The sequence below is a fragment of the Phytobacter ursingii genome, from assembly GCF_001022135.1.
GTDB classification, from domain to species: domain Bacteria; phylum Pseudomonadota; class Gammaproteobacteria; order Enterobacterales; family Enterobacteriaceae; genus Phytobacter; species Phytobacter ursingii.
The window spans coordinates 2,682,718-2,696,048 of record NZ_CP011602.1 but is presented as its reverse complement, the minus strand read 5'-3'; the positions used below and the strand labels follow the sequence as shown (position 1 = coordinate 2,696,048).

Sequence of the window (13,331 nt, the reverse complement as noted above, 5' to 3'; positions counted from 1 at the left end):
ATGGAGAAAACGAGTGGGGAGGCGAAAGTGCAGAAAGTCAAAAATTGGTCGCCGGTATGGATATTCCCGATAGTCACGGCCCTCATCGGCGCGTGGATCCTCTTTTACCATTACAGCCATCAGGGGCCGGAAGTGACGCTCATTACCACCAATGCCGAAGGCATCATCGGGGGTAAAACGACGATCAAAAGCCGCAGCGTGGATGTCGGCGTGGTGGAGAGCACGACACTGACGGACGATCTTACTCATGTTGAGATTAAAGCGCGCCTGAATACAGGGATGGAGAAGTTGCTCTACAACGACTCTGTTTTTTGGGTGGTCAAGCCACAGGTTGGGCGAGAAGGGATCAGCGGGCTGGGGACATTACTTTCCGGCGCCTATATTGAACTGCAGCCAGGAAAAAAGGGCAGCCAGCCGGAGAGATATAACCTGCTCGATTCGCCGCCGCTGGCACCACCGGATGCAAAAGGGATTCGAATCATCCTGGACAGCAAAAAAGCAGGGCAGCTCTCTCCGGGCGATCCGGTACTTTTCCGTGGCTACCGCGTCGGATCTGTTGAGACCAGCACTTTCGATACGCAAAAGCGTACGATCACTTATCAGCTTTTTATTAACGCGCCAAACGATCGTCTGGTCACCAGCAACGTGCGTTTCTGGAAAGACAGCGGCATCGCCGTGGATTTAACCTCTGCAGGAATGCGGGTTGAAATGGGATCGCTCAGTACCCTTTTTGGCGGCGGTGTGAGTTTTGATGTGCCTGAAGGGAATGAACTGGGAGAGCCAGTTGCCGAAAAAACAGCGTTTATGCTCTATGACGATCAGCGCAGTATTCAGGAATCCCTGTATACCGAACATATCGATTACCTGATGTTTTTCAAAGATTCGATTCGAGGTCTGCAGCCCGGTGCGCCGGTTGAATTTCGCGGTATTCGCCTGGGGACCGTGGCGAAAGTCCCGTTCTTCACGCCAGAAATGCGTCAGAAATTGAATGATGATTACCGGATACCTATTCTGATTCGTATTGAGCCTCAGCGTCTGATTAGCCAGTTTGGCGGCGATCCTAACGTGGATGAGCATATTACTGAGTTAATGAAACGTGGCCTGCGTGCGGCGCTGAAAACCGGCAATATTGTGACGGGTGCCCTGTATGTCGACCTCGATTTTTATCCGAAGGCACCACCTGTCACCGATATGCCGGAATTTGGTGGTTATCGCATCATCCCGACGGTCAGCGGCGGTCTGGCGCAGATTCAGCAAAAACTGATGGATACGCTGGATAAAATTAACAATCTGCCACTTAACCCAATGATCGAGCAGGCAACCAATACCTTAACGACGAGCCAGCAGACGATGCGCCGTCTGCAGACGACACTTGATAATCTGAATAAGCTGACAGCCAGTCAGTCTATGCAGCAACTGCCAGCAGATATGCAGAATACTCTGCGTGAGCTTAATCGCAGTATGCAAGGCTTCCAGCCAGGTTCGGCGGCGTACAACAAGATGGTGGCGGATATGCAGCGTCTTGATCAGGTGTTGCGCGAGCTGCAGCCAGTGCTCAAAACGCTGAACGATAAGAGTAATGCTCTGGTGTTTGAAGCGAAGGACAAAGACGATCCGCAGCCGAAGAGGGCGAAAGAATGAAAAAAGGAACAATAGCGCTTCTGGCAGTGCTTCTGACGGCTTGTAGCACGAGCGGTGATAAGAAGAGCTACTATCAGCTGCCGTCACCGCCGCAGCCAACGGTGGCGCAAAGCGATGCGCGTGGGCAACACCTGTTGTGGGTTGAGCAGGTGACGGTGCCGGATTATCTTGCAGGCAATGGCGTGGTCTACCAGACAAGCGATGTGCAATACGTGATTGCCACCAACAATCTGTGGGCAAGCCCGCTGGACCAACAGTTGCGCACGACGCTGGTGGCGAATTTAAGCAATCAGTTGCCGGGCTGGGTTGTGGCATCGCAACCGTTAGGTACAGAGCAGGACACGCTGAATGTTACGGTAACAGGTTTTCACGGTCGTTATGACGGGCGGGTTATCGTAAGTGGTGAATGGCTGGTGAATCATCGCGGCCAACTGATTAAACGTCCTTTCCACATTGAGCTCAGGCAACAGCAAGACGGTTATGACGAGATGGTGAAAATGCTGGCCGTGGCCTGGCAACAGGAAGCGGCAAGTATCGCCAGCGAGCTAAAACGTCTGCCATAGTAAAATTAACTGCATTATCTACGCCGTCAGGTCATTTTTGTCTGACGGCTTTTTTTATTTTGGTGCTCAATTCATTACCTGTGCTGGTTCACAGTTTTTGTACAAATGAACTTCTGTTTAGGTCACATTTATGACACTGGCGTGAATTTTGCGCATTGACGACAAACGGTATCCAGGGTATTCGTAGCCTGTGGTTGCATACTTAGTAACCACTGTTTTCTTTTCCACCAGACCAAAAAATGAGGGAAACGAGGCATGAAGAGACAAAAGCGAGATCGCCTGGAACGGGCACATCAACGTGGGTATCAGGCCGGCATCACAGGACGGCCAAAAGAAATGTGTCCTTATCAGACGCTGAATCAGAGATCCGAATGGATGGGAGGCTGGCGAGAAGCCATGGAGGACAGGGCCGTCATTGCCTGATTCTGTCTCTTTAAACAAGAAACCTCCGCATTGCGGAGGTTTCGCCTTATCTGCCCTGAGTCATTCTTTCTGGCTCGTTTACGCGGCAATCAGCATTAGAATGCAGATGTGTCCTGGAACAGGCCCACTTTCAGGTCAGTCGCGGTGTAGATAACACGGCCGTCAACCAGTACTTCACCATCGGCCAGACCCATCACCAGACGACGGTTAATAACGCGTTTGAAATGGATGCGGTAGGTGACTTTTTTCGCGGTCGGCAGAATCTGACCGGTAAATTTCACTTCGCCTACGCCCAGCGCACGGCCTTTGCCTTCACCACCGAGCCAGCCAAGGTAGAAACCAACGAGCTGCCACATGGCGTCCAGTCCGAGGCATCCTGGCATTACCGGATCGCCGATAAAATGGCAACCGAAGAACCACAGGTCCGGATTAATATCTAATTCAGCTTCAACATATCCTTTGTCGAAATTCCCACCGTTTTCGGTCATTAATACCACACGGTCCATCATCAGCATGCTTGGAGCTGGTAATTGTGGGCCTTTTTCGCCAAACAGCTCTCCGCGACCAGAGGCAAGAAGATCTTCTTTTGTATAGGATTCGCGTTTATCTACCATGTTCTATGTAAGCCTTATTGTGAGTTTCGGACGCAGGATAGCTAACACGTGTACGCTGAACAAGTCCGATCAGTTCGGACTGAACCAGCTAAGCCAACGAAGCGGCCACGGATAACGGTGACGAGCGTCTTGTTGCGTCGCCTGGGCGATACGCTCCAGGATGGTCTGCTTCAGTGTAGTTTGTCCTTCTGCATCCCAGACCAGTCTGGTCAATAAGGGGAGTGCATCCATGACATCATCAATGGCCCAGATAGAGAATTGACCTGCCTTAACGGCATCCAGCAACGCCTGGTGTAAACAAAGATGACGCACATTGGCAACGGGTATGATCACGCCCTGGTTGCCGTCCAGGCCACGATTCTGGCAGATAGCAAAGAACCCTTCGATCTTTTCATTGAGTCCGCCAACAGGCTGGGCGCGGCCAAATTGATCTACCGAGCCGGTGATAGCGATACTTTGGCTGACAGGAACATCCGCCAGGGCGCTGATCAGGGCGCAAAGTTCAGCCATCGATGCGCTGTCACCGTCCACTTCGCTGTAAGATTGCTCAAAAGTCAGCGAGGCGGAGAAGGGGATTTGTTGCTCAAGCTCCAGCTCGGCCATCAGGAATGACTGCATAATCATCATGCCTTTTGCATGAATGTTGCCGCCCAGTTCCGCTTTACGCTCAATGTCGTTAAATTCACCATCGCCGATGTGCACAACACAGCTGATACGTGAAGGTTCGCCAAACGCACGCGGATGCCCAGGAAACTCAACAACTGACAGGGCGTTGATTTGACCTGTCTGTTCACCTTCCGTCTCAATGAGGATCTGCTCTAACAGAATTTCATCTTGCATGCGCTCCGCCAGATAGCCTTCGCGCCATTCACGCTGAGTAAGCATGGTAGTTAGCTGTTCTGCGTCAAAAGTCTGCGCGTCAGTCATCGCGGAAACTTCACCTAACTGACGGGTCAACCAGAGCGGGCAGAGCGGCAGTGTTTCTTGATCGCCTGTATAACGAACGGCTTCCCGAATCAGGATCGGCCAGGCATCTGCCGATGGGGAGGGCAATTCAGCCTCCCGGGCAACCAGTTGAACCCACTGACACCATTGCGCCAGGGTTTCTGCGTCGCTAACCTGCAGGCTGTCTTCATATTCGCTATAGATAGCCTGTTCAGCGAGCTCTGGCTCCATCTCCTGAAAATCCGCCAGAGAATCCCGTTCACCGACGAGGATGACCCGAAGATCGAGTGGCAGTGATGGGACTGAAACGGGCAGGGGGCGTGATTCATCAAAGGCGACCCAGTCAAAACGACGACGCGTCACCATGGTTTTTAAACGCATCCACAGCAAAGGCTGCGCCAGCAGGGTGCGCAGAGAGATAATCAGCGTGCCGCCATTGGCCTGATGTACCAGGCCTGGCTGCAAGGAAATCTCATTATTGAATTGGCGCAAACAACCAAATAATTGCTCGGCCTCGACCCAGTCAGCAATAACAACCTGGTTTTTACCGGCAAAATTGGCTTCTGTGTTTTGCGCAGGGGTAAGCGTAATCGTCGCGCCATTAACCTGATAGTCGCCGCCGACAACGTCGAATTCCTCGGGCTGTAACGCTGACACAGCCCCGGCGAGGATCTTAAGGTACTCTTCCTCTTCTGGCGCTTTTGCCAACATAAAGCGTGACGTCGCCATAGGATGGAGCAATTGCTCCAGCGCATACTGTAATCGGGGCTGGGTATCGCCCAGTAAGAAGACCGTCTCGTCAGTGAGTGCGGACTGCTTAAACACATCCTGATAGCTCTCGGTATCCGGAGTCAGTTCATTCCATTCAAGTTTTGTAATGGTCAAAGTCGTTTTTTTAGTCTGATGTAAAAGGCGGGATTATACCGTAAACGCCTGTGTAGCACACAGGGAATACTCGTTTTCCCGTTGCAGATGTGTTGTTGGAATAGACAGAATGTGATTTCTTTTCAGCAGAGCAAGAAAAAACTGATATTCTGAACAGAGTTACACGGTAACGTTGAGATCGCAATGAAATATCAACAACTGGAAAATCTTGAAAGCGGCTGGAAATGGAAGTATCTGGTGAAAAAACACCGGGAAGGTGAGCTTATTACAAGATATATTGAAGCCAGCGCGGCCAAAGACGCCGTCGATTTATTGCTAACCCTCGAAAATGAACCCGTACAGGTTAATGCCTGGATTGAGCAGCATATTAATCCGTCTCTCATGAACCGCATGAAGCAGACCATCCGCGCGCGGCGCAAGCGGCATTTTAATGCTGAGCATCAGCATACGCGTAAGAAATCAATCGATCTGGAGTTTGTTGTCTGGCAACGTCTGGCAGCGCTGGCACAGCGTCGGGGGAAAACCCTTTCCGAGACCATTGTGCAGTTGATCGAGGATGCTGAGCATAAAGAAAAATACGCCACGACCATGTCCTCACTTAAACAGGATTTGCAGGCGCTTTTAGGTAAAGAGTGATTTTCTGTGCAAATGCGGTTTATTACCGGCAATAAAAAACCCCGCGATGCGGGGTTTTTTTACAGCACGTGAACTTAAGCCTGAGGCTGAGTTACAACGTCTTTGCTGCCACGAACTTCGATTTCTACGCGACGGTCCGGCGCCAGGCAATCGATCAGCGCAGGGCGCGCTTTCACGTTGTCACAGGTGCTGCCAGTAACCGGCTGGGATTTGCCCATGCCACGTGCGGAGATTTTGTTCGCCGGGATACCTTTAGAAATCAGGTAATCAACAACGGACTGAGCACGTTTCTCAGACAGACCCTGGTTGTAAGCGTCAGAACCGATACGGTCGGTGAAGCCCAGAACCACTACGGAACCGTCTTTCGGATCCAGGTTGCTCAGCTGACCATACAGCTGATCCAGTGCCTGCTGACCTTCCGGTTTCAGGGTTGCTTTGTTGAAGTTGAACAGAACGTCAGACTTCAGAGTGAAGTGCTTGGTCTGTACTTCCGGAGCCGGAGCCGGAGCAGGCGCTACTACCGGCGCTGCTTCTTCCTGCTGGCCGAAACGGTAGGAAACACCTACGCTCAGCATGCCGTTGTCCGGACGGGTACCAACGGTATTTGCATCACCGATGTTGTTAACCCACTGGTATTCCAGACGGGTAGCGATATCACGGGTAACAGCCCACTCAAGGCCACCAGCGAATACCGGGGAAACACCGGTGTCGTGGTCTTTGAAGTGAGCGTCAGCGCCAGGGACGTTAGCTTTAGCGTCTGCACGCCATACCATGCCGCCCAGACGGGTGTAGATATCCAGATCGTCAGTGATCGGGTAACCCAGTTTAGCGGTCAGCTGTACGCCTTGAGCTTTGAACGCACCGTTTACAGTGTCGCCTTTGTACGGCATACGACCTAACCAGTCGTAACCCATTTCAAAACCAACGTACGGGTTAACCTGATAGCCACCGAACGCACCTGCACCAAGCTGACTTGAATGGGTCGGGCCGTCGTTCGGGATGAAGCCGGTGTCGTGGAACTGAGACCAGCCCAGTTTGCCACCTGCATACCAGGTATTATCTTTCGGAGCGGCCTGCGCTACGGTAGCGAAACCAGCCAGTGCCACTGCAATCGCGATAGCTGTCTTTTTCATTTTTTGCGCCTCGTTATCATCCAAAAATCGCCATGAAAATCTCGATGAGAAGTCACGGTTAAATCCTTCACCGGGGGCATTGCTCATCAGTCCCTATAGAGATATCTTCACGATATCTTTGGCTTATGCCGAGCACCCCTGGCGATGTAAAGTCTACAACGTAGTTGGAAACTTACAAGTGTGAAGTCCGTCAGGCATATGAAAAAAAAGGCTTTGTATACACAATATTTAACACTTTTGCGGAACTATTCGCCAATACAGTTGCCTTGCAAGTCGCCTGAATCGGGCGTTGGCGGCGTATTTCGCTGATTACACGGCAATGCTTGTCAGACAGAAAAATAATACCAGGATTTATCTTAATTTTACTCAATGATACAAATTTGAGTGAATTTTTATCCCCGAATGCTGTCTCGCAGCGAGAGGATTGCATTGTACTGGCCGCATCACGAAGCCAATTGCGTTCCCTTCTTCTGCTGCTAAAGCCAGACGGTGATGTTCGTCTTCGGTTAATTCTTCGGCATGCCAGCCAATCACAACGCTATAGTTACCGGTACGTAATGCGCGAATCATAGATTCCAGAGTGAGGCAGGGAGACAGTTGGCTGATTTGCATAACTTTGGTCAGCGGCAGGCCTGCAGACAACACCCATTCACGGCTTAATTTTTGTTGCGGCGTTAACCAGAGCTGCCAGCGCGATTGTTGACCCAGTTGCTGTAATAACGGCAACAGCAACAATTGCGTCATGCCGGGCTGATCTTCGCGATAAACAACTTCACTGACCAGACCCGTAGAAGCCTCAACGGCCCCTGCGCTGTGTGCGGAAAGAAATTGTGTTGAACGATTTGCACGGTTTAATGAATGGTACATGATCAACCCAGCCCTGTTAGTTACTGTATAAACATACAGTAACCCCTGGACGTTCAAAGATCAACCTCATTTTCTGAAAGCATCTCGCAATTTTGTCTTGTATTGCGATGAAGCCGCAAAATTTTCTTGCCGTGTTGCGCGCACTTGCCTATGTTCCTCTGTAGCGGATCGGTTAACAGAATTAATGTTTTTACTCCATGATTTACAAGGGAATAATCATGAAAAACATATCGTATCAAAGGATCTATCAGTCACGGGAATACCTCGCGCCTTTGGGAAAAATTCGCTTTCGCGCGCATTTTGGCGGCTACAGTTTATCGATAGACAACACGGTGTTTGCGATGATTTCAGAGGGTGAATTATACCTGCGTGCCTGCGAGGAGAGTGCCCAGTATCGGGTAACAACACGTTCACCCCTTCTGACAATCCAGAAGCGTGGTCGCGCCGTTTCCCTTAACTACTACTTTGTTGATGAGCATCTCTGGCGTGACTTGCCAACACTGTTGCGGCTTTCATCGCAATCACTCGCGGCGGCCCGGCAGGAAAAAACGGCGCGTGATACGCCTCATCGTCTTAAGGATCTACCAAACATGAACTTCCAACTTGAGATGATGCTTTTCGATGCCGGTATACCGGACGAACATATGCTGCGACAACTGGGTGCCAAAGCGTGTTGGTTGCGTTTGAAGGCGATGAACAAACATATGGGCATCAAGGTACTCCTGGGCCTGGAAGGTGCGATCATCGGTCTGCACGAAGCCGCACTCCCGGCGTTGAGACGCCAGGAGTTAATCGACTGGTACCACGAGATTGGCCAGAAATAAAAACAGGATAGTCAGGTCATGATCTGCCGCTGTAAACGGCACATTTCTGGCAGAAGTGCGATAAGTAATCCTATTTGTTGCAATACAAGTGGCTCTTTGCTGTCAGGTCGTGGCTCAAGATGCTTAATGCGTCGCGACAAATCTGCCAGCGTTGACTGGACGCGCTCTTCATCAGCGGGCTGGTGGTGAAGGGCGTCATCAACATAACAGACCGCATCATCCAGCAAACGAAGGATGGCAGGATGGGTAAGTTGTTCGCGATGTGCGCCAAGGGCAGAGATATAGCTGGTACAGGTATGATTCAGGCAAAGTAAACGAAATGCTACTTCACGCAATTCAGGTGTGGCGCCAGGTTCTGACGCCATATTGGAAACTACCGACGCCAGCTCGGCGTCTCTGTTATGGGCATTTCTGCGGGCAACACGGTACGCCAGGCGGTTGTCGCGGCCCTGATGATATTGTTCAAGAATCGCATCCAGATAACGACAATTGGCATTGAATGCTTGCTCAGTCACACGTGCCAGATTACGAAAACGCCAGTCAGGCCAGATAAAACTCACCGCCGCCCAGGCGATGGCGCACCCGATGAGGGTATCAATCACTCGTGGTATGGCAACTTCAAAACCTTCACCAAGCAAATTAAAGCACAGCAGCACCAGCAATGTGATGAACATAGTGGCCTGCGCGTATTGTACAAGACGAAAGGCGAAAAAAAGTACACCCGTGACGACGATCAGTATTAGTTGCCCTTCCTGCGAGGGAACAAAATAGAGTACGGGAAGGCCGAGGGCGATGCCTGCAATGGTTCCGACGATACGCAGCGTGAGACGGTGGCGCGTGGCGTTATAGTTAGGCTGGCAGACAAACAGACTGGTGAGCAGAATCCAGTATCCGTGGTGCAGACCGGTAATTTGGATGATGGCGTAGCCCGCACACAGTACAACAGACATCCTCACCGCATGGCGAAACAGTGCCGATTCCGGCGTAAGGTTATTGCGTAAACGCAGCCAGATATCGCTCAGTCCATGCAGGCTGTCATCTGCCAGTAAATTTTCTGTTTCGTTTTTCTGCGGCGTTTGCGGTTGTCCGGACTCTATACTCGCTAACTGTGCGTCGATGGCACGAAGATTATCGAGTAAAAATCCCAACGCTTTGAGTTGTTCAGACGAGGTTGTACCGCTGGCACGAATGCGATCTAACGCTGCATCAAGGTGTATAAATGCACGCTCGAAGCGGTGGTCATGCTGGTAAGGTGTACGAAGCAGGATGGCATGAGCGAGCCTGGAGCAGGCCTGAGACTGCAGAGTAATCAACCGCTGAAAACGGAACATCACATCGCTGTAGCGAAAATGTTCCCTCAGTGCCTGGTACTGTATATGGGAAGAACTGGCGCGCTCATGAATATCCTGTGCGGCAAAATAGTAATGCAACGTGCGCCGGGTTCCTCGTTGTCCGCGATCGCCGCGAAGGCGGGTTAATAGCGACGCTTTGGTCTGGTTTAGTGTTGACACCAACTGACCGTTGGCTAAAGCCAGCTCATAAAGCGGGGCCTGGCTTTCCTCCTCGATATCCGGATCAAACAGCCGCGCTTTGAGCTCCAGATACTGAGATAACTGCTCGTAACAGCGAGCCAGATTATCCTGTAGCGGACGGATAGGGAAAACGAGGTGCCCGACCAGCGTCAACACGTTAAACCAGATGGCGCCCGCCAGAAGCAAAAGAGGCTGCTGATACCATGCGGTGTATAACGTGGTGCCAAGCATTGTATAAATGGCGATAAGCAATGCGCCAAACGCAATGGTGGCGTAGCGTTGCCCCAGACCTCCCAACAAAATAAACCCAATGGTCGAAGTGATAAGTCCAATGGCAAATAACCACGGCCAGGGAAACAGAAGCTCGACCGATGCCGAGGCGATAAAAAAAGAAATCAGGGTAATGATTAAATTGCGTAGACGGCCGGTCAGGCGATCATCGAGATCCGCCAGCGCCGCGGCAACAACGCCCAATGTTAAAGGGATCGTCAGTTTCGCGTCGCCAAGCAGCCATGGCAAGGCCGCTGTTCCACTCAGCGCAAGGAAGATTCGAATGTTATAAAGCCAGGCACTATTCCATGTGTACCGGCGAAGAAGGGGGCTTAGCATAGTATTCGTGACTCGTTTACGGGAAACGACGGCGGGCATTGGCTTCGCGCGCGGCACGGGCCACTTCAACCGACACAACACGGCGACCAACCGGCCATATGGCGATTGCCGCAATCTTAAAATTGGCGATACCGACCGGGATTCCGATGATAGTGATGCACTGAGTAATACCTGCCACAATGTGCATCACGCAGAGCCACCAGCCAAAGAGCACGAACCAGAGAATGTTGAGCACGGTCCCGCCAGCATTCATGAGGGTATTTTTACTATCAGGGTTCAGCTCATCGACATGCACAGCTTCATTGCCCCAGGGGATAAGCGAAAGTTTAGTGATTTCCCAACAGGAGCGTGTAAGCGGCAGGGTAATAACCAGGACAACACTCAAAATGGTTGCCAGTAGCCAGCCAAGAGTGGTGGCAAAACCGCCAAGGACAAAGTTCAGTATATTCAGAACGGTACGCATATTACCTCAATGCTATTCTGTCAGGGAATTGACCTGACAATTGTAACGATTTTTTGGGCTGGAGCACGTATTCTCTGGCGGTTAAACTGGCAATCACAGTCATAAGCTGAAAAAGGATGTGTGATGGAACTAAAAGCGACTTCATTGGGAAAGCGGCTGGCGCAGCATCCATATGATCGAGTGGTCATCCTCAATGCGGGCGTGAAGGTTTCAGGCGATCGACATGAATACCTTATTCCCTTTAATCAGTTGCTGGCAATCGAGTGCAAGCGTGGCCTGGTATGGGGCGAACTGGAATTCGTTCTCGCAGATAATAAAGTCGTTCGTTTGCACGGTACTGAATGGAATGAAACTCAGCGTTTTTATCAGCATCTGAATGATCGTTGGGTGACCTGGAGCGCGGAGATGAGCGAGGTGGCTGCGAGAGTGCTCTCTGAACAACTCGCGGACATTTCCGGGCGTATGGATCAGGAAAAATGGCTCACTCGCGCGCAGCTTAAAGGTGTTCAGCAACAACTTCGCCAGGCATTCGATGCGTTGCCTGTCCCCACCAGCCGCCTTGAGTCTTTTAGTAACTGCCGGGATCTGTGGCGGCAGTGCCAGGCCTGGTTAAAAGATACCGAGACTGGCCGGGCGAAACATAATCAAGACTGGACCGACAAAATGCTGGTTCAGTACGAGACATTTTTCAAAAACATCGAAAGCTCTCCGCTCAACCCGGCGCAGGCAAGGGCAGTGGTCAATGGTGAAAACGCGCTGCTGGTGCTCGCCGGGGCAGGCAGTGGTAAAACCTCGGTTCTGGTAGCGCGTGCAGGCTGGTTGTTGCTTCGCGGCGAGGCGGCAGCGGATCAGATACTGCTGTTAGCCTTTGGCCGAAAAGCCGCGCAAGAAATGGATGAGCGCATTCGTGAGCGATTGCATACGGATGACATCACTGCCCGCACGTTTCATGCGCTGGCGTTATACATCATCCAGCAGGGTGGTAAAAAAGCGCCTGAGATTAGCAATCTTGAGAACGATACCCGGGCGCGACAAGCGCTCTTGCTGAAAGCCTGGCAAACCCAGTGTGCAGAGAAAAAAGCGCAGGCTAAAGGCTGGCGACAGTGGCTGGAAGAGGAGTTGCAGTGGGCGCTTCCGGAAGGCAGTTTCTGGAATGATGAAAAAATACAGCGTCGAATGGGTACCCGACTGGATCGCTGGGTTAGCCTGATGCGCATGCATAGTGGCAGCCAGAGTGAAATGATAGATTCGGCGCCGGAAGAGGTACGCACGCTTTTCAGCAAGCGGGTCAAACTAATGGCACCCCTGTTGAAAGCCTGGAAAACCGCGCTTAAGGCGGAAAACGCCGTCGATTTTTCCGGATTAATTCATCAGGCGATTAACGTGCTGGATAAAGGACGTTTTGTCAGCCCCTGGAAGCATATCCTGGTGGATGAGTTTCAAGATATCTCACCGCAGCGCGCTGCGCTGTTGGCGGCATTACGGCGACAAAACTCACACACCACCTTGTTTGCGGTCGGTGACGACTGGCAGGCTATTTACCGTTTCAGCGGCGCGCAATTGTCTCTGACCACCGCGTTTCATGACTATTTTGGCGAAGGCGATCTCTGCGCGCTGGATACCACCTATCGCTTTAACACACGCATTGGCGAAGTCGCAAATGGATTTATTCAGCAGAACCCCCATCAGCTCAATAAACCCCTGAACAGCCTGAGCGCCGGCGATAAAAACGCGGTGACATTGCTGGCGGTGGACCAACTGGATGCGCTTCTTGATAAGCTCAGCGGCTATGCCACGCCGGAAGATCGCATTCTGGTACTGGCGCGTTATCACCATGGCAAACCCGCCAGTCTGGAGAAAGCCGCCACCCGGTGGCCCAACCTGCAGCTCGATTTTATGACTATTCATGCCAGTAAAGGGCAGCAGGCGGAGTATGTCATTGTGCTGGGTTTACATGAAGGGCAGGACGGTTTTCCGGCTCCCGCCCGTGAATCCATTATGGAGCAGGCGTTGTTGCCGGTGCCGGAGGACTTCCCTGACGCCGAAGAGCGTCGCTTGTTGTATGTTGCCATTACGCGAGCACGTAAGCGCGTATGGCTGCTGTTTGATAAAGAAAACCCGTCGCGATTCGTTGAGGCGCTCAGGCAGCTTAATGTGCCGGTGGCGAGAAAACCCTGAAAACAGGCGGCTTAAGCC

General features: G+C 51.6%; 12 protein-coding genes. 6 read left to right on the top strand and 6 right to left on the bottom strand.

From position 1 onward, the window contains the following. The 3 genes from pqiB to rmf all read left to right on the top strand — a co-directional run bounded on the left by pqiB (position 1) and on the right by rmf (position 2,627). Complete coding sequence (pqiB, locus tag AB182_RS16225) at positions 1-1,641, top strand: intermembrane transport protein PqiB (protein ID WP_047371004.1); 1,641 nt, start codon at positions 1-3, stop codon at positions 1,639-1,641. Further along, entirely contained in the window at positions 1,638-2,204 is a 567-nt protein-coding gene (pqiC, locus tag AB182_RS16220) for a membrane integrity-associated transporter subunit PqiC (protein WP_047371003.1), read from the top strand. Before pqiB ends, pqiC begins: the two co-directional genes overlap by 4 nt. Before the next feature lie 255 nt (positions 2,205-2,459). Then, positions 2,460-2,627 carry a ribosome modulation factor gene (gene rmf, locus AB182_RS16215; protein ID WP_039078582.1) on the top strand — a complete coding sequence of 56 codons (168 nt, stop codon included), beginning with the start codon at positions 2,460-2,462 and terminating at the stop codon, positions 2,625-2,627. A gap of 95 nt (positions 2,628-2,722) precedes the next feature. On the opposite strand, the gene fabA is transcribed toward rmf, so the two are convergent. Both fabA and AB182_RS16205 read right to left on the bottom strand, forming a co-directional pair. Further along, the gene (gene fabA, locus AB182_RS16210) at positions 2,723-3,241 is read right to left on the bottom strand and encodes a bifunctional 3-hydroxydecanoyl-ACP dehydratase/trans-2-decenoyl-ACP isomerase (RefSeq protein WP_039078583.1); all 519 of its coding nucleotides are present in this window, start codon (positions 3,239-3,241) and stop codon (positions 2,723-2,725) included. 69 nt (positions 3,242-3,310) lie between these two features. Next, positions 3,311-5,071: an AAA family ATPase gene (locus AB182_RS16205; RefSeq protein WP_047371002.1), complete on the bottom strand. Its 1,761-nt coding sequence runs from the start codon at positions 5,069-5,071 to the stop codon at positions 3,311-3,313. A gap of 183 nt (positions 5,072-5,254) precedes the next feature. On the opposite strand from AB182_RS16205, the gene matP reads away from it, so the two are divergent. Beyond that, positions 5,255-5,707 (top strand): macrodomain Ter protein MatP, encoded by a 453-nt coding sequence (gene matP / locus AB182_RS16200; RefSeq protein ID WP_047371001.1) that lies wholly within the window; start codon positions 5,255-5,257, stop codon positions 5,705-5,707. A 74-nt stretch (positions 5,708-5,781) separates the two neighbouring features. Here the strand turns inward: matP and ompA are convergent, their stop codons facing one another. Both ompA and sulA read right to left on the bottom strand, forming a co-directional pair. Then, positions 5,782-6,840 carry a porin OmpA gene (gene ompA, locus AB182_RS16195; RefSeq protein WP_047371000.1) on the bottom strand — a complete coding sequence of 353 codons (1,059 nt, stop codon included), beginning with the start codon at positions 6,838-6,840 and terminating at the stop codon, positions 5,782-5,784. Positions 6,841-7,206: 366 nt separating this feature from the next. After that, positions 7,207-7,707 carry an SOS-induced cell division inhibitor SulA gene (sulA, locus tag AB182_RS16190; protein ID WP_047370999.1) on the bottom strand — a complete coding sequence of 167 codons (501 nt, stop codon included), beginning with the start codon at positions 7,705-7,707 and terminating at the stop codon, positions 7,207-7,209. A gap of 218 nt (positions 7,708-7,925) precedes the next feature. Here sulA and AB182_RS16185 point away from each other — a divergent pair, with 218 nt between their 5' ends. Beyond that, positions 7,926-8,531, top strand: coding sequence for a TfoX/Sxy family DNA transformation protein (locus AB182_RS16185; protein ID WP_047370998.1), 606 nt, complete (start codon positions 7,926-7,928; stop codon positions 8,529-8,531). An 11-nt stretch (positions 8,532-8,542) separates the two neighbouring features. Here the strand turns inward: AB182_RS16185 and yccS are convergent, their stop codons facing one another. Together yccS and AB182_RS16175 are read right to left on the bottom strand one after the other, a co-directional pair. Further along, entirely contained in the window at positions 8,543-10,672 is a 2,130-nt protein-coding gene (gene yccS, locus AB182_RS16180; RefSeq protein ID WP_047370997.1) for a YccS family putative transporter, read from the bottom strand. 16 nt (positions 10,673-10,688) lie between these two features. Continuing rightward, a complete protein-coding gene (locus AB182_RS16175) occupies positions 10,689-11,135 on the bottom strand; it encodes a YccF domain-containing protein (RefSeq protein WP_047370996.1) in 447 nt (148 codons plus the stop codon). A 123-nt stretch (positions 11,136-11,258) separates the two neighbouring features. Between AB182_RS16175 and helD the strand changes: the two genes are divergently transcribed. Then, positions 11,259-13,313: a DNA helicase IV gene (helD, locus tag AB182_RS16170; protein ID WP_047370995.1), complete on the top strand. Its 2,055-nt coding sequence runs from the start codon at positions 11,259-11,261 to the stop codon at positions 13,311-13,313. Positions 13,314-13,331 lie beyond the last annotated feature (18 nt).